Source organism: Micromonospora sp. WMMD1120, from assembly GCF_029626235.1.
In the GTDB taxonomy this organism is placed as follows: Bacteria; Actinomycetota; Actinomycetes; order Mycobacteriales; family Micromonosporaceae; genus Micromonospora.
On sequence record NZ_JARUBO010000005.1, the window covers coordinates 6,702,028 to 6,717,869 of the forward strand.

At 70.0% G+C, this 15,842-nt stretch carries 14 protein-coding genes; 5 read left to right on the forward strand and 9 right to left on the reverse strand.

Annotated features, from left to right (window positions below; translation table 11 throughout):
* The first annotated feature begins 47 nt into the window (after nt 1-47).
* Nucleotides 48-329 carry a hypothetical protein gene (locus tag O7634_RS29935; RefSeq protein WP_278153488.1) on the forward strand — a complete coding sequence of 94 codons (282 nt, stop codon included), beginning with the start codon at nt 48-50 and terminating at the stop codon, nt 327-329.
* A 530-nt stretch (nt 330-859) separates the two neighbouring features.
* Here O7634_RS29935 and O7634_RS29940 read toward each other — a convergent pair.
* The 6 genes from O7634_RS29940 to O7634_RS29965 form a co-directional block, all read right to left on the reverse strand.
* The gene (locus tag O7634_RS29940) at nt 860-1,891 is read right to left on the reverse strand and encodes a DUF808 domain-containing protein (protein WP_278153489.1); all 1,032 of its coding nucleotides are present in this window, start codon (nt 1,889-1,891) and stop codon (nt 860-862) included.
* Between the two features lie 158 nt (nt 1,892-2,049).
* Nucleotides 2,050-2,865 carry a GNAT family N-acetyltransferase gene (locus O7634_RS29945; protein ID WP_278153490.1) on the reverse strand — a complete coding sequence of 272 codons (816 nt, stop codon included), beginning with the start codon at nt 2,863-2,865 and terminating at the stop codon, nt 2,050-2,052.
* A gap of 48 nt (nt 2,866-2,913) precedes the next feature.
* Entirely contained in the window at nt 2,914-4,194 is a 1,281-nt protein-coding gene (locus O7634_RS29950) for an MFS transporter (protein WP_278153491.1), read from the reverse strand.
* Between the two features lie 103 nt (nt 4,195-4,297).
* Nucleotides 4,298-5,878: an FAD-dependent monooxygenase gene (locus tag O7634_RS29955; RefSeq protein ID WP_278153492.1), complete on the reverse strand. Its 1,581-nt coding sequence runs from the start codon at nt 5,876-5,878 to the stop codon at nt 4,298-4,300.
* 64 nt (nt 5,879-5,942) lie between these two features.
* Complete coding sequence (locus O7634_RS29960; protein ID WP_278153493.1) at nt 5,943-7,577, reverse strand: TlrC/CarA/OleB/SrmB family ABC-F type ribosomal protection protein; 1,635 nt, start codon at nt 7,575-7,577, stop codon at nt 5,943-5,945.
* A 335-nt stretch (nt 7,578-7,912) separates the two neighbouring features.
* Nucleotides 7,913-8,713 (reverse strand): GNAT family N-acetyltransferase, encoded by an 801-nt coding sequence (locus O7634_RS29965; protein ID WP_278153494.1) that lies wholly within the window; start codon nt 8,711-8,713, stop codon nt 7,913-7,915.
* Between the two features lie 190 nt (nt 8,714-8,903).
* On the opposite strand from O7634_RS29965, the gene O7634_RS29970 reads away from it, so the two are divergent.
* Complete coding sequence (locus tag O7634_RS29970) at nt 8,904-9,791, forward strand: LysR family transcriptional regulator (RefSeq protein ID WP_278153495.1); 888 nt, start codon at nt 8,904-8,906, stop codon at nt 9,789-9,791.
* Nucleotides 9,792-9,842: 51 nt separating this feature from the next.
* On the opposite strand, the gene O7634_RS29975 is transcribed toward O7634_RS29970, so the two are convergent.
* Entirely contained in the window at nt 9,843-10,814 is a 972-nt protein-coding gene (locus tag O7634_RS29975; protein ID WP_278153496.1) for a LysR substrate-binding domain-containing protein, read from the reverse strand.
* Nucleotides 10,815-10,898: 84 nt separating this feature from the next.
* On the opposite strand from O7634_RS29975, the gene O7634_RS29980 reads away from it, so the two are divergent.
* Nucleotides 10,899-11,993 (forward strand): FAD-binding protein, encoded by a 1,095-nt coding sequence (locus O7634_RS29980; protein WP_278153497.1) that lies wholly within the window; start codon nt 10,899-10,901, stop codon nt 11,991-11,993.
* Between the two features lie 35 nt (nt 11,994-12,028).
* On the opposite strand, the gene O7634_RS29985 is transcribed toward O7634_RS29980, so the two are convergent.
* On the reverse strand, nt 12,029-12,748 hold the full coding sequence (locus O7634_RS29985; protein WP_278154115.1) for a helix-turn-helix domain-containing protein: 720 nt from the start codon (nt 12,746-12,748) through the stop codon (nt 12,029-12,031).
* A 242-nt stretch (nt 12,749-12,990) separates the two neighbouring features.
* Between O7634_RS29985 and O7634_RS29990 the strand changes: the two genes are divergently transcribed.
* Together O7634_RS29990 and O7634_RS29995 are read left to right on the forward strand one after the other, a co-directional pair.
* Nucleotides 12,991-13,656 (forward strand): DUF4097 family beta strand repeat-containing protein, encoded by a 666-nt coding sequence (locus O7634_RS29990; RefSeq protein ID WP_278153498.1) that lies wholly within the window; start codon nt 12,991-12,993, stop codon nt 13,654-13,656.
* A 28-nt stretch (nt 13,657-13,684) separates the two neighbouring features.
* Nucleotides 13,685-14,503, forward strand: coding sequence for an alpha/beta hydrolase (locus O7634_RS29995; RefSeq protein WP_278153499.1), 819 nt, complete (start codon nt 13,685-13,687; stop codon nt 14,501-14,503).
* Nucleotides 14,504-14,786: 283 nt separating this feature from the next.
* Here O7634_RS29995 and galE read toward each other — a convergent pair whose 3' ends face one another.
* On the reverse strand, nt 14,787-15,815 hold the full coding sequence (gene galE / locus O7634_RS30000; RefSeq protein WP_278153500.1) for a UDP-glucose 4-epimerase GalE: 1,029 nt from the start codon (nt 15,813-15,815) through the stop codon (nt 14,787-14,789).
* Nucleotides 15,816-15,842: the final 27 nt, after the last annotated feature.

Sequence of the window (15,842 nt, forward strand, 5' to 3'; positions counted from 1 at the left end):
GTCATACTGCTACGCGACGACAACTCTACGCATCCCCAGGCCGCGGCATGAGCCACGAACTGCTCGTCGACGCGGCCGTCGAGCACCTCTCGGCATGGCCGAGCGCGAAGGAGAACGGCCGACGCAACGGCGACGCCGCTGTGATCGACAGTGCCACAATGCTCAGCTACATCCGCCCGGTCGAGGCAGGTCGCGCCCACGCCGCCATCTTCGATCGCTACCGCGAGTGTCGACGGCGCTGGCCACCCCTGATTGCTACGCCCACACCTCCGGCCGCCAGAACCTGCTCGCCAAGATCCTGCAACCTCTCACCTGCTCGCCGCCGCTGAACGGGCCGGAAACGATGTCTTCACCCACCCCGATTCACCAGTCGTTCGCCCCTGCGGGCGCGAGTCCCCCGCCCTACCGCTGAGGGGGCGGACTGGGCGGGTCGTGCTCCGCGGCGAGCACGCGGTACGCGGCGAGGCCTTCGAGGGTGCCTCTCATCCAACGCCGCCGGCCGTCGTTCGGGCCCGCCGCAGGCCGGCCAGGGGCTTTGACACACGCCCTAACGGCCCGCCGGCCGACTCGCTCCGTGGCCGCCTTACCGACACAGGGGGCGCCGCCCGCCGTTCACGACGAACGACACCTTCGGCGACCCGCCGCGGCGGCTGTTGCAGCCGACGCGCGACGTGGCGGTCCGCCGGGCCGAGCAGATCCTTCGGGCCGCTGGCGTGAAGGCCGACATCGTCCGGCGCAGCCCGGCGACGTCGTGATCGTGTTCGTCGGCCCGCACGGCGGTCCCTGACGAAGCACTACCATGCGCGGTTCATCACCAGAGCGCCTGACCCCCCGTGGTCGAGTTGCGGTGATCCTGCGGTCAACCGCGTGGCGCTCGGTCCGCCGGAGCGTCACGACGCTGAGCTGCACGGCTCGGCTGCCCGGGGATGGTGCCGTCAGGACGAGTCGCGGCCCCCGCAGCCACAGCCTTGGATGTGCGGCGGTGGAGCGTGAGAGTCACGACCAGCACGACAAACGCTCCGACGATCAGCCCGAGGATCGCGCTGGCCACCGTGTTGACGAGCCAGCCGACGAGCCCGCCGAGAACACCCGCGGCGTCGTGGGCGGCGACCTCCACATGGTGCACGGCCTCGTACAGGAAGTGCAGGTTCAGCTCGTTCGTGCCTAGCAGCAGGATGTGCCCACCCACCCACAGCATCGCCGCGGTGCCGACCACCGTCAGCACGGTGAGGACCGCCGGCATCGCCCTCACCAGACCACGGCCGAACGTGGCGACGGCGCCCGACCGTTGCGACAGGCGCAGCCCGGCGTCGTCCATCTTGACGATCAGAGCCACCACGCCGTACACCAGAACGGTTATGACGACGGCGACGACAGCCAGGATCACCAGGCGGGACCAGAACGCCTCATCGATCACCTCGTTGAGGCTGATGACCATGATCTCCGCCGAGAGGATCAGGTCGGTTCGTACCGCCCCGGACACCAGTGTCGTCTCGTCCTGCACCTGTTCCTCGCCCGCGCCGGAGGCACCGTGATGGGCGATCTTGGCCCACACCTTCTCTGCGCCTTCGTAACAGAGGTAGGCGCCGCCGAGCATGAGGATCGGGGTGAGCAGCCAGGGCACGAACTGACTGAGCAGCAGCACCGCCGGCAGGATGATGAGGAACTTGTTGCGCAGCGACCCCACGGCAATGCGCTTGATGATCGGCAACTCACGCTCGGCCGCCAGGCTCCGCACGTACTGCGGCGTGACGGCGGCATCGTCGACGACGACGCCCGCAGCCTTGGCGCCGGCCTTGGCGGCGGCCGCCCCGATGTCATCGATCGACGCGGCAGCGGCCCGGGCCAGCACCGCCACGTCATCCAGCAGGGCTACGAGTCCACCGGCCAAGGGAGGGTCCTTCCAGGGGTTGCGGTTCGAACTGGCCCATTCTCGCTCAGGTCCCTGCGCCCGGCACGCCACCGCCCGGTCCCATTTCGGCGGGAGTTCGAGGTGAGCGACCATCCTGCTCGGCCGGCGGCCCGCCACCACCGCGCCCGGGTCATCACCTAGCGCCAGCTCGGGACGCCACTCCCGCTCTGACCTGGAGGACAAACGTGGAGGCCCGGTACCAACAACTTGCCCAGGCTGATGTCGTCGACGTAGGTGCCGTCGATCAGGAATTCGTCGATGTGTCGGCCTTCGACGGCGTAACCGTGCTGTTCGTAGAGCCGGATGGCGCCGGTGTTGGTTCCGAGGACGCGCAGTCCGACTTTCTTCGCACCCTGTGCGCCGGCAAGGCGTTCGGCGGCCGAGAGCAGGGCCGAGGCGATGTTCATACGGCGGGCTTGCTCGGCCACCATCAGGTTCCACAGGCCGAAGACGTGGGCCCCTTCCGGGAGCGGGGTCGTCCGGTGGGTGCTCACGGTGCCGACGATCTGGCCGCCGAGCGCGGCGACCAGGTGAGTTTCGGGCTTTCGTCGTTCGTTGAAGTAGGCCGTTCGCTCCTCGGCGCGGGTGGAGGGGATTTCCGATCCGGCCGTCCACGCCGCTCGGTCCAGGGTGAGGAGAGCGGTGTCGTCCTCGGTTGTGGCGGGTCGGACCAGGGGCCGCCAGTCGACGGTGAGCGGGTTCCTGGTCGCGAATCGCAGCAGGTGGCGGGTGATGGTGTCCGCCACCGCGGCGATGTCGTCCGCCGCGCCGGCTCTGACGATCAGGTCGAGGTGTTCGGCCGAGGCCACGAGCAGGCATCCGCCGCGGCTGAACCTGATAGACCCGCGTTCCTCGCTGAGTTCGGTGGGCACCTTGCGCCCCATGTGTGAAACCAGCTGTTTGAGGTAGCGGTGGGGGCGTTCGGTGACGACGTGTGCGGTCGAGTAGAGCATCTGTTGCCTTTCCGGCAGTCGTGACGTCGGAGCTGGTAGGTACGCCGATCAGGCAGCGACCGCGTCGGCGGGACGGCTGTCCTGGGTCGGGCTCTTGTGATCGGCAAAGCCACGGAATGCCGCCTCGACTCGGCGGTTGCTGGTCATGGTCGACGTGAGGGCGGTCATGGCGAGGAGGAGACCGGCGGCGGCGTAGAGCGGAGTGCGCACGTCGAAGGTGGTGGCCAGCCAGCCGCCGAGAAAGGCCCCGAACGGGGCGGCGCACACGGCCAACATGCGCGAGGTGGAGGCGACGCGGCCCATCAGGGCGGCTGGAACAATCGCCTGCCGCAGGGAGGGTGCGAGCACCATCGTGGCGCCCATCCCGGTTCCACAGACCGCGAGCGCCAGCCCGGCCACGTACGGGTTCGGGGCCGCGGCCAGGCCCAGGACGGCGAGTCCTTCGGCCGCGGCTGTGCAGGTCAGTGCGGTGCCGGTGCCGAGTCGCCGGCCAAGGTAAGAGGCGATGCCGGCGCCGAGCAGGCCGCCGGTTGCTTCTGCCGTGAGGAGCAGGCCGAAACCGTACGTGCCGATGCCGAGGCGATCGTGCGCGAAGAGAGCGAGGACGGTGCCCACCGCGAGGAAGGCGACGTTCCCGACCGCCGGGCGCAAGGCGAGCCCGAGCAGCAACCGGTCCCGGAAGACGTACGAGGCTCCGGCCCGCGCCTGCCGAAGCAGCGACTCGCGAATCTCCGGCACAGGCCGCGGCATGGCGGGCAGCGACCGTACGAGCAGTGCGGAGAGCGCGAACGACACCGCGTCGACGAACAGTGGAACCGCGCGCCCGAGCGCGAGCAGAGCGCTCCCGGCGGGTGGCCCCGCGAAGCCGGACATGGCGGTCTGCGCGCCACGCAGGCGAGAGTTGGCTCGCTCCAGGAGTGCGGGGTCGCGGCCGAGCAGATCCGGCAGGTAGGCGCTGGTGGCGGTGTCGAAGAAGAGTCCGCCGAGGCCGAGCAGGAAGGCGACGGCCGCGAGCAGCGGAATACTCAGCACGTCGAACGCGGCCGCTGCGGCCGGTATCGCGAGCAGCACCGCACGCGCCGCGTCCGTGACCCACATCGTGCGTCGGCGGTCCCAGCGGTCCACCAGCGCACCGCCGAGCACCCCGAAGAGCAGCCACGGCAGTGTCCCGCCGGCCGTGACGACGGCGAGCGCCATCGGGTCCCGCGTCACCATCAACGCGAGCAGCGGCAGCGCCGCATGTGACACCCCGTCACCGAGCGAGGACACCGTCTGCGCCGCCCACAGCCGCCCGAACCCGGCCGGCAACCTCCGCAGGTCCGACGTCACCTCGCACCTCCTTCGATCTGCCCGCGCGGTGCCGGGTGAAGCAGCGCGATCGACGCCGGTATCCGCACCTCCAGATGTCCCCGCACCCGCGTCTGTACCACCGTCACGACGCCGGCCCGATCGAGCAGCCGTACGCGGCGGCAGCTGGCGCGCCCCCGTTGGTGGGCGGTGTGCCGAACCAGCGCGAGAGCGCGTCTCGCAGCGTCGCCCCAGCGGTGACGGTGGGTTCGTCGAGCGTCGCGGCCCAGGCGACGTGCCCGTCGGGGCGGATCAGGAGGGCGTCTGCTGGCGGGGTGTCGGTCTTCGCGGTGCGGATGTCGACGCGAGCCATCCAGTCTCCGGCGATCTGGCGCAGGTCGGGGCGGTCGGCAAGGTCGAGGAGGACGGGCCGTGCGGTGTGCATGAGTTCCGCGACGCTGGTGATGCCCCGATCGGTGTGCAGGGTGAGGTCGGGTACGAAGGGGCCGGCCAAGGCGTGGTGGCCGGCACCCGGCATCGGGTAGCGGACGTCGGCATGGGCGACGAGTGCTCCCATCCGGCGCAGCGCCGGCTCGTCGATGACCAGTTCCTGGAAGACCTGCCGGAGCGCTTCGGCGGCCGGGTCGTGTCCGCGTCTCATGGCCGCTTGGGCTCGGGTCTGCAGCTGTGCGCGTGCGCCGGCGAGGTGGCGCTCGTCGTGGTAGGTGTCCAGCAGGCCGGCCGGCGCCCAGCCGTGGATGTCGGCGCCCAGCTTCCAGGCGAGGTTGACCGTGTCGAGCATGCCGACGGTGAGTGCCGTACCGGTGGCGGGGAACAGGTGGGCTGCGTCGCCGGCCAGCATGATCCGCCCGTGGCGGTAGCGTTCGGCCTGCCGATCCTTGAACGTGTAGCGCGACAGCCGGATCGGTTCCCCCAGGGGGAGGTCCGCGCCGAGCACACGGCGAGCGCTCTCGGCGAGTTCGGTCAGGGTCAGCGGTTCGTCGTCGTCGTACTCGGTGGTCTCGTCCTCGGTGATCTGCATGAACAGGACGCCTGCGGTGATCGCGAACGCGAACACCCCGCGGTCCGTCCGGGTGAATCCCGCGCGGATCCGGCCCAGCCCGGGAACGTCGATGTCGCCGTTGTCGAGCACCGTCACCGAGTCGGGCACGGTGACCTGGCCCAGCCTGTTGACCTCCGGGTAGGTCACGCCGGGGAACGCGATCCCCGCGAGGTCGCGGACCCGGCTGCGTCCACCGTCGCAACCGACCAGGTATCGAGCGGTCACTCGGTCGGGCCCGTTCGGTCCACGCACGTCCGCGGTCACCGTGGCATCGTCCTGGGTCACCCCGACCACGTCGTGTCCACGCCGGATATCGGCGCCGAGTTCCCGCGCGCGTTCCTCGAGCAGTCGCTCGACCTTCCGCTGCGGAATCGGCATCGCCCGCATCGGCGGATCCGCCAGGTGCGTGAAGTCCAGGTGCAGAGTGCCGAACGGAAATCGAGGGGCGACCCGAGGATTGCCGCTGGCCTCCTCGAATCGCTCCAGAATTCCCCGGTGGCGCAGCAGGTCCAGGACCCGCCCGCCGAGGCCGCTGGCCTTCGGGATGTCTCGCGGCTGCGGGTGGCGCTCCAGCACCACCGTTCGGGCTCCGGCCAGGCGCAGTTCCCCGGCCAACATCAAGCCCGCCGGCCCGGCGCCCACGATGATGACGTCAGTCTCCATTACTCTCCGTTCCCCTGTGAGGTTCTTCGCGTCCCGGGCACCGCCGTCGCGGCGGGTGCCGCCGTCAGTGGGTCGGCTCGCTGAGTTGTTGCACGTGGCCGGCACGTAGCTGTAGGTGCGTGCCGGCGAAGCGAGCCCGCATTCGGCGGTCGTGGGTGACGACGACCACCGCGCCCGGGTAGTCGACCAGCGCCTGCTCCAACTCCTCGACCAGAGCAGGGCTGAGGTGATTGGTCGGCTCGTCCAGCAGCAGCAGGTCGACCGGCTTGCTGACCAGGCGGGCCACTTCGAGCCTGCGGAGTTGTCCGTACGACAGTTCCCGCACCCGCAACCGCAGGTTAGTCGGCCGAAACAGGCCCAGCGACAGCAGTTCGTCCGGGTCACCGGCCGGCCCGCCGGCGAACGCTTCCAACACGGTCAGGTCCGGCGGCCACGGCGTCATCTGCTGCCGCAGGTGACCGATCCGGCCCCGGGTGCGTACCGCCCCATGGTCCGGGCGGACTTCTCCTGCCAGGACCTGGATGAGGGTGGACTTGCCCGCCCCGTTGGGCCCGGTGACCAGAAGCCGGTCCGTGCCACCGATCCGCAGGTACGGCACGGACAGTCGGTCGGTGACGCGAACCTCGGCGAGCTCGGCAACCGTCTCCGGGGCGTCCCTGTCGACGCCGGTGATGCTGACCGAGAACACCAGCGGGTCGGGCGGCGGCGTAACAGGGCTCGCGGTGAGACGCTCGATGCGCTCCTTGGCGTTGCGGATGCGTCCCATCGCTCCGTGATCACGGCCGCGGGCACGGAAGGCCCCGTGCCCGAACTTCGCCATCGGCGTCTTACGCGGGATCGCTTCCAGCCGGAACGCGTTGGCGGCAGCGAGCTTGTGGTTGCGAGCTACCTCAACGCGCCAGTCCTCGTACTCCTGTAGCCGACGGCGGCGTTCGGCGGCCGTGGCGGTCAGGTACCCGTCATAGCCGTCGCCGTGGCGCGTCACAGTGCCCTGACCGACGCTCAGGATCGTGTCGGTGACCTGGCTGAGGAACTCCCGGTCATGGGTTACCGCGAGCAGTGTGCCGCGGTGCTGGCGCAGGCGCGCCTCCAGCCAGCCCACGGCCTGGTCATCGAGGTCGTTGGTCGGCTCATCGAGCAGGAGCAGTTCCGGTTGAGAGGCCAGCGTCGCGGCCAGCGCCACCCGGGACCGCTCCCCGCCGGACAGGGTGCCCAGCGCCCGCGTCCGGTCCAGATTCGGCAGGCCGAACCGGTGCAACGCCTCCTCCACCCGGGCGTCCGCCCCGTACCCACCCCGTGCTTCGTAACGGGAGACCAGCCCGGCGTAGTAGTCCAGGCCGGCGACGAGCTCAGCACTCGACAGTCCACTCAGTGCGGCCTCGGTCTTCATGATCAGCGATTCGAGCTCGCGGAGGTCGGCCAGAGAGAGGTCGATCGCGTCCTGGACCGAGGCACGTGGCGGCAGCGCCAGCGATTGGGCCAGGTAGCCGACGCCACCCGGCGCGATGACCGTCAGGTCCCCGTTGTCGGGTCGGTCCACCCCGGCGATCAGGCGTAACAGGGTCGACTTCCCGGCGCCGTTGTCGCCGATGATGCCGACCTTCTCGCCCGGTTTGACGTTGAAGGACACGCCGGCCAGCACGATGCGCTCGTCGTAGCGGCGGATGATGTGGTGCAGCGAAAGTTGCGACGTGAGCAAGACACACCCTGTTCTGGCAGGTGGAGAAGGACATGCCGGCGACGGCCGTCCGGCCGCGACGGCCAGGTGGCGAGCGCGAGCGCACTCAACCTGTTGCGGCGCCGCCTCGTTGGCTACGTTCACCGAGGCGGCGCCGCAAGGGCCCCACACCGGCCGGGGTCACGCTCGCTTCGTGAAGGGCCGCCGGGTGGCGGCCCGGGATCACCAGGCGGGTCTCGGCTCCCGACCGGGGCGGCCCATGTCCGGGAGCGGACAGGATCTTTCATCACAAACCTCTCTTCATCGGGGCACAGGTCAGCCCGGACGTGCCACTGGATCGGAGCCGGGGCCGCCGGTTACGGCAGGGTGAGTTCGTAGCGGAGACGCCGCCCGAGAGGGCGGAAACCCAGGTGTCGACGCAGGGCGGCCATGTCGGAGTCCTCGTCGGCGGTGCGGGTCTCGATCTCCTCGACATGTGGATGGATCTCGCGCAGTCGGGTGAGCAGAGCGGCGTTGACCCACAGCCCCAGCCGCCGGCCGCGATGACCGACGAGCACGGCAGGGCCGTACTGGCGGGCGCGACGCTGCGGCAGTGCAGCCGTCGTCGCCAGGGCGTAGGCGACCACGCCGCCGTCCGACTCGGCGGCGCTCACCACCGCGGCACCGGGCCTGCTCGGATGCCGGAGCAGTTGCTCCACGCTGGTCGCGCCGCACGCATCCCCGGTCCAGTGACGGAGTCGGTATCCGGGGTGCTCGACGTCGACCAACTCACCCAGCCAGGCATGGTGGACATCGCAGTACGTGAGCAGATCATGGCTCCCGGATCCGGTGCGCCGAAATCCGTGCCGCTCACAGAACGACTGCGCGGCAGAAGCCGGGCCGGTCTCCACGATCAACCGCTGCCCCACCGCGTACGCACCGACGGCGGCCAGCAGACGCGATCCGATCCCTCGACGACGCCACTGCGGCTGCACCCAAAGGCTCAACTCGAGGGTGCCCGGCCGCAGGGCGGTCGGCGGTGACAGTTCGCCTCCGAACGACATGGCCGGACGCAGGCCAGCGACCCCGGCCACCGCACCGGGCGACGTCACAGCGTGCCAGCGTGGGGCCCCGAGATGATCCGGCGCCGCCACGATGTCGATCACGCTTTCGCTCATGCGTCCACCATCGCCCGGCGGCCCCGGCCGAACAACGCTCAAGATCGCATCGCCGCATTAGCCAGCGGTGATCGATCGACGACAGAACCTGCGACGGAAGGCTCTCCGAGTCGCGCTCGTGCAGCCCGGTCTCGCCGCGGCCGTAGACTGCCCAGTCCCAGGCCACGATGATCGGAGACAGGGCCGTCCGGTGGAGCTGCGCGATATCGAGATCTTTCTGACGCTGACCGAAGAGCTTCACTTCGGTCGCACAGCCGAGCGTCTGCACGTGTCCCAGTCGCGAGTCAGTCAGTCGATCAAGCAGCAAGAACGCCGGATCGGCGGGGGCCTCTTCGAGCGTACGAGCCGTGCCGTTCGGCTCACCCCGCTCGGCGAGCGGCTACGCGACCGCCTCCGCGCCGGTTACAGCGAGATCATCTCCGGCATCGAGGAGGCCACCGCCACCGCCCGCGGACAGGCCGGCACGCTGACCATCGGCACGATGGCCACCCAGTATCAAGCGCTCGAGGCCGCCCTCGACCTGTTTCGGCAGCGGCACCCGCAGTGCGAGCTGCGCCTGCGCGAGGTCCTGCCGACCGATCCGCTCGGGCCGCTGCGGGCCGGTTCGGTCGACATCGGGATTCTTTGGCTACCCATCCGCGAACCCGACCTCACAGTCGGGCCGGTCCTGCACCGCGAGGAGCTGGTCCTGGCCGTCGCCGCCGGCCATCCGCTGGCCGGCCGCGGCAGCGTCGATCTGGAGGATCTGGGCGATCATCCGGTGGTCTACCCCGAAGGACCCATTCCCGACTACGTGTGGGAGGCGCACACCCCGTCCACCACGCCGGCCGGACGGCCCGTCCGGCGCGGACTGGGCATCGTCACTCTCGAAGAGGCGTTCAGGGCGATCGCCCGCGGCAGCGTGGTTTCTCCGATCGGCTCGGATGTGGCCTCCACCCGGCGGCGAGGCGACATCACCTTCCTGCCCATCACCGATGGACCGGTGTTGCATTACGCGCCCGTGTGGCGCAAGAAGGGAGAGAACGCCCTGGTACGCGCGTTCGTGCAAGTTGTCACAAAGGCGCGGCAAACGTCGTAGCCGGGCGTGGCCCCGCCCGCTACAGCGGCGGACGGAATTCGCTCAACCGCGCTACGTTGCCCAGCCAGAGCCGAAATCAAGGCCGCCCTGCGGCTGGTTAAACGGGTGGGCAACGACGTGGACAGCTTCGGCGAAAGCGCGAACGCGGGCGGTGGCGTCGTCCGTGCGCCAGAGCAGACCCCAGTGCAGGGGTGGCGCGTCGCGCAGGTGCACGTAGGCGACGTCGGGGCGTGGGTAGTAGCGGCTGGCGTTGGCACCGACGGGAAAGACGCCCTGTCCGTCGCCGACGAGGGCGAGGATCTCCTGGAACGTCGAGGCGGACTGCCCGGCTTTGATGGGCAGTCCGGCCGGGGTGGTGTGTGGGGTTCGGTCGGCGAGCAGGGATCGCGGCAGCGTGTCAGGCAGTTGAAGGACGGTGACCGTGGCCAGGTCTTCGACCGAGACAGCGTCGCGACGGGCCAGTGGGTGGTCAACCGGCACGGCCAGGAACCGGGCCTCGGATACCAGGACCGGGCCGGCGGCCACGCCGGGCTCGTCAACGGGGAACGTGGCCAGGGCGAGGTCCACGTCGCCACCACGTAGCCAGGGCATGAGCTCGCCTATCTGTGCTTCGCGGATCTGCACGTCGCACTCGGGATGGTCCTGCCGGAACGCCTGGCTGGCGCGGACCAGCAGCCGGCCGCCGGCGGCGCCGGTGAAGCAGACTCGCAGGATGCCGGTGACCCCACGGCCGGCCACGACCGCCCGCTCCAGCGCCGCGGCGATCTGATCATGCGCCGGTCGGAGGTCTTCGTACAGCGCGCGCCCCACCCGGGACAACTCGACCCGGCGGCTCGTCCGGTCGAACAACGCGACACCAACCTGCCGTTCCAGCTTGCGGATGGTCTGGCTGACCCGCGCGGTGGAGACCCGCAACCGTGCTGCGGCGCGGCCGAAGTGCAGTTCCTCGGCGACGGCGAGAAACGCCTCCAGTTCGTTGCGCTCCAGCACGAGCGTCCCCCAGATCGTTAAGTCCAGCTTCACGATCGTTACACACCTCGTCGTTGATCATCGCGCGGGCCTGCCGCAGGGTGGAGACACCAAACAGTTGCTCAGAAAGGACCACAAATGAATGCCCTGAGCTCGTTGCGCTGCCCCGTCCGCGGCCAGGTCTGGCTCCCTGGCGAGGGCGGCTTCGATGCCGCGCGCCGCCCCTGGAACCTCGCCATCGAGCAGCCGGTCGACGCCGTTGTCGAAGCTGCCGCCGCGCATTCTCTGACCGGTATGCCGGGCAGCTCACCGGTGGTCAGTGTCGCCGGCGTCGCGCTCGGCGGTGGACTGAGCTGGTTCGGTCGTGCGCACGGCTGGATCGCCGACAACGTGACGGCGTTCGACATCGTTGACGCCGATGGCCGGGAACGTCACATCACGGCGGACCTCGAACCCGACCTCTTCTGGGCACTGCGCGGTGGTGGTGGCAGTTTCGCCATCGTCACCGCCCTGGAGCTCGATCTGCACCCCGCGCCGAACCTGTACGGGGGCCGGGTGCTGTGGCTCGCCGAGCACGCGCCGGCGGTCCTCGAAAGCTTCCGCGATATCACGGCCACGGCGCCGGACGCTCTGACGCTGTGGCTGGACCTTCTGCACTTTCCCGGTGCCGCGCCGATGGTCGCCCTGGACGTCACTTTTCTCGGTGACGCGAAGGAGGCCCGAGAGCTTCTGGCACCGCTGGATCACCTACCGTCGGCGATGTCGGACAGCCGGCGAGCCATGTCGGTAGCGGAGATCGGATCCATCACCGCGGAACCCACCGAACCGAGCGCCGGCCTGTCCCAGGGCGAACTCCTGACCACGCTGGACGACGTCACCGCCAAGACGCTGTTGGAGCAACCTGTCGATCCGCTGCTGAGTCTGCAGCTGCGGCACCTCGGCGGCGCGCTCGCCCGCCCGTCGGACAGTCCACACGGTGCCCTCGCGGAGCCGTACGCCATGTACCTGTTCGGGCTGCCCACAGACGCGGCTCGCGCCGAAGCAGTCACCGCGAAGCAGCGCGCCCTCGCCGCCGCGCTACCCACCAGCGGCCGGAAGCCGTTCAGCTTCCTCAACCCCGGCGAGGCCATCATCGACGCCTTCTCCCCGCAGGTGGTCGAGCGGCTGCGCGACGTCAAACGGCGTCACGATCCACACCACGTGTTTCGCGCCAACTTCCCGGTAACGACCTGAAGGAGCGGTTTGGCGGGCTGGTGACCGGTGCGGGGTCAGTGCCCGTTCGCATCGGTGTGCAGGACATCGCGCGCCTGCTCGGCGGCGCGGGTGATGGTCTCGCTGATGAAGTCGAGGAAGCGGGCGACGTTTTCCAGGCGGGCGGCGGCGGGGGTGTGCGGACCGAGGACGGCGACGCCCTGGCGTGCCGTCGCGGACAACTGGTCGTTCGCCCGGGCGCTGGCGATCGTCGCCTGGTAGAAGAGTTCGGTGTCGACGACATAGCGGTCGCGGCGGCGCTCGTCGCGCTCCCGGCGCACGAGACTCTGACCCTCCAGGAAGCTGATCGCCTTGGAGATGGACGCCGGGCTGACGTTCAGGCGCCGAGCCAGCTCAGCCGCGGTGAGGCTGCCCGTGTCGGTGGTGAACAGGGAGGTCAGCACCCTGGCCCCCATCTTGTTGACGCCCGATGCCATGAGGACGGTGGTGAACACCTCCTCGTACTCGGCGACGGCCTCGGCGTCCCGGCCGTGCGGCTGCGGGACCGACTCGCCGGTCCGGGTGGTGGCCGGCACCCGGCGGCGGGCGCGGCGTTCGGTGGCACGGTGGGCAAGGTCGGCGCGGTAGGCGTTCGGACCGCCGTTGCGCAGCACCTCCCGCGTGATCGTCGAGGTCGGACGGTCGAGGCGCCGAGCAATCTCGGCGTACGGGAGGCTGTCGGCCAACCCCGCCGCGATCTGCTGACGTTCCTGCTGGCTGAGCCTGCCTCCCGGCACGGTGATCTCCTCGGTGCTGCTCTCGCGGTGGCTGTCGTGCCCCATCACCATAGCGTTCATCATCATTCGATTGCAACGGCGACAGTCCTTGTCATTGCGTTACCCGCAGGGTTGTTGCAACGGTTTTACCGTCTCTAGCTGCGGGTTTTGACTTCTCATGCAACATCACAGTTGCCTCCATATAGAAAGCAACGTAGCGTTTCCGGTGTTGGAAACATCCTGAACGAGCATCGGAGAACACCGTGCAGACCTTCGCCACCCCCGCCCCCATCGCCGCCATCCTCGACATCCCCGCCGGGCGCGTTCAGCTCATCGCCGCCGACCGTGCGGACACCACCGTCGAGGTCCGGCCCGCCGACGCCGGCCGCAGCCGCGACACCCGGGCCGCCGAGCAGACCATCGTCGCGTACGCCGACGGTGTCCTGCGGGTCACGGCCGCCGCCCCAGCCCACCAGCTCCTCGGGACCGGCGGCTCGGTGGAGGTCACCGTCCAACTGCCCGCCGACTCCCGCGTCGAGGTCCGGGCCGCCAGCGCCGAGCTGCGCGGCGTCGGACGCCTCGGCGACCTGTTCATGAACGGCGCGTACCGCCGCATCAAGATCGACGAGGCGGCGAGCGTCCGCCTCACCGCCATCGACGGCGCCGTCGAGGTCGGCCGGCTCAACGGACCCGCCGAGATCACCACCACGCGGGGCGACATCCGCGTCGCCCAGGCCACGCGCGGCACTGTCGTGCTGCGCACCGATCTCGGCGACATCTCGGTCGCCGCCGCCGCCGGCGTCTCCGCATCGCTGGACGCCGGCACCGGCTACGGCCGCGTCAGCAACGCCCTGGCCAACAACGGCAGCGCCGACCTCACCATCCACGCCACCACCTCGTCGGGCGACATCACCGCCCGCAGCCTCTGACCCCCAACCCCCACGAAGGAGTACGACGATGACGACGACCAACGATTCCTCGACCAGTTCGCCGTGGACCGGCATGGTGCCGGTCGACGACACCGCCCTGGCCGTCACCGACACCGGTGGCGGGGGCGTTCCGGTGGTCTTCCTCAACGGCCAGTTCGCCACCCAGGGATACTGGCGGCACGTCCTCGGCGACCTGGGTGACGGGTGGCGGCACATCACGTACGACGAACGGGCGCGCGGCAGGCAGTCGGGACGGTCGGCGGACTACTCGTTCGAGGCCGCCGTGCGGGACGTCGACGCCGTTCTCGCCGCGCGAGGCGTCCAGCGGGCGGTGCTCGTCGGCTGGTCGTACGGGGCTGCCGTCGCCGCCCACTGGGTCCACCGCAACCCGGACCGAACCATCGGGGCAGTCCTGGTCGACGGCGCGTTCCCGCACGACTGGCTGGACGAGGCCACGGAGGAGCGCATCCGCAAGCTGTTCCGGCGCATGCGCTGGTTCGCGCCGCTGCTGCGCCCGGTCGGCCTGATGCCACGGATGACCGCCGCCCAACAAGCAGAGAGCAACATCGAGCTGGGCCGGTTCTCCCGCGAACGGGTGCTGGGCCCCGTGCTCGACGGCATCACCGTGCCGGTGCGGTACGTGATCGCCTCGGGAACGTCCTTCGGCAGCAAGGGCGACGAGCAGGAGCGCATCCGCGCCAGCCTCGACGCGGTGACCGTCCGCAACCCGAACATCCAGATCCACGCCAAGGTCGCCAGCAACCACGGCGCGATCCTCAAGAAGGACCACGCGGTTGTCGCCCAGGCCGTACGCGAGGTCGCCACCCCTGGCGGCAAGCTGCGCTGAGCGATCACCCGCCCCAGCACCCCGGTCTGCCCCTTGCGGCCGGGGTGCTGGGCGGAACTCCGCCGGCCGCCGTCGTGGGCGGGCGTTCGGAAAGCCACTCGCGATGGTGGGACGGCCAGCAGGCAGTACTGGCCCCTGCCACGGGGTCCGACGCCGCCTCGGGCACCCCGCCGGCCTCGCCGCCGTCAGGCCTGGGCTCTATCGGTGCCTCCGGCAGCTCGCCGGCCGTGACCCTGATTCACTGAACGGTGTCCACGCGCATTGCTGTGTCTGGCGTCAGTCGTCAACCCGCCATCTGCCGTCTGCGTACCGCCAGGTCCGCCAGTACCCGCCCGCGATGGTGGTGCCAGGCCAGGGAGTCGGCGATCCCGGTGCGCAGGTCGCGCTGCGCCCGCCACCCCAGCATCTCCCACGCACGCCGGCTACGGGTGTAGCCGCCGGCGGTATCGCCGGCACGCCGGGGTGCCTCGCGGACCAACACCGGACGATCCACCACCGCGTTGAACGCCGAGACGAGTTCCAGCACGGTGGTACCGGTGCCGCTGCCCAGGTTGAGGGCCGTGTGCGCAGCACCCGCGTCGGTGATGATGTCGTCGAAGCGGCTCAGCGCCCGGAGGTGGGCGTCGGCGAGATCCCAGACGTGGACGTAGTCGCGCAGGCCCGAACCGTCGCGGGTGGGCCAGTCCAGTCCGTTCACCGAGAACGGCACACCGGCCTGGTATGCCTGCACCAGACGACCCAGAGCGTGCGATGGGGCGGCGACCTGGAGACCGGTACGCAGCGCCGGGTCCGCGCCGATCGGATTGAAGTAGCGCAGGGACAGCACCCGCAGCCGGCTGCTGGCGGCGATGTCGGCAAGCATCCGTTCCACCACCACCTTGGTCTGCGCGTACGGGCTGGTGGCTTGCATCGCGGATGTCTCGTCAACGCCGAGATCCACTTCCGGCTGGTAGATGGCCGCCGACGAGCTGAAAATCAACCGGTGTACGCCGTGGGCGAGCAGCCGGTCGACGAACTCCAGGGTCGCGGAGACGTTTGCCCGGTAGTAGTCGACCGGCCGCGCCACCGAGTCCGGTACCGCGATCAGGGCGGCGCAGTGCACCACAGCCTCGATGTCCGGATGTCGAGTCAACAGCCCGTCCACGGCGTCCGCGTCCGCGATGTCGCCGAGATGGAAGGACCGCCCCCGGCAGAACTCACGTCGCCCGGTCACCAGGCTGTCCAGCACCACCGGCGTGTGACCCGCGTCGATCAGGGCCGAGGCGATCGTACTGCCGATGAATCCCGCCCCGCCGGCGATCAGCACTTTCACGAGCAGACCTCCCTGGGTGACCTGGCG

Excerpts from the sequence above, each read along its gene's own strand:
- O7634_RS29935 (WP_278153488.1), top strand. The coding sequence starts at position 48 with ATGAGCCACGAACTGCTCGTCGACGCGGCCGTCGAGCACCTCTCGGCA.
- O7634_RS29945 (WP_278153490.1), bottom strand. The coding sequence starts at position 2,865 with ATGCTCTACTCGACCGCACACGTCGTCACCGAACGCCCCCACCGCTAC.
- O7634_RS29955 (WP_278153492.1), bottom strand. The coding sequence starts at position 5,878 with ATGGAGACTGACGTCATCATCGTGGGCGCCGGGCCGGCGGGCTTGATG.
- O7634_RS29965 (WP_278153494.1), bottom strand. The coding sequence starts at position 8,713 with ATGAGCGAAAGCGTGATCGACATCGTGGCGGCGCCGGATCATCTCGGG.
- O7634_RS29980 (WP_278153497.1), top strand. The coding sequence starts at position 10,899 with ATGAATGCCCTGAGCTCGTTGCGCTGCCCCGTCCGCGGCCAGGTCTGG.
- O7634_RS29995 (WP_278153499.1), top strand. The coding sequence starts at position 13,685 with ATGACGACGACCAACGATTCCTCGACCAGTTCGCCGTGGACCGGCATG.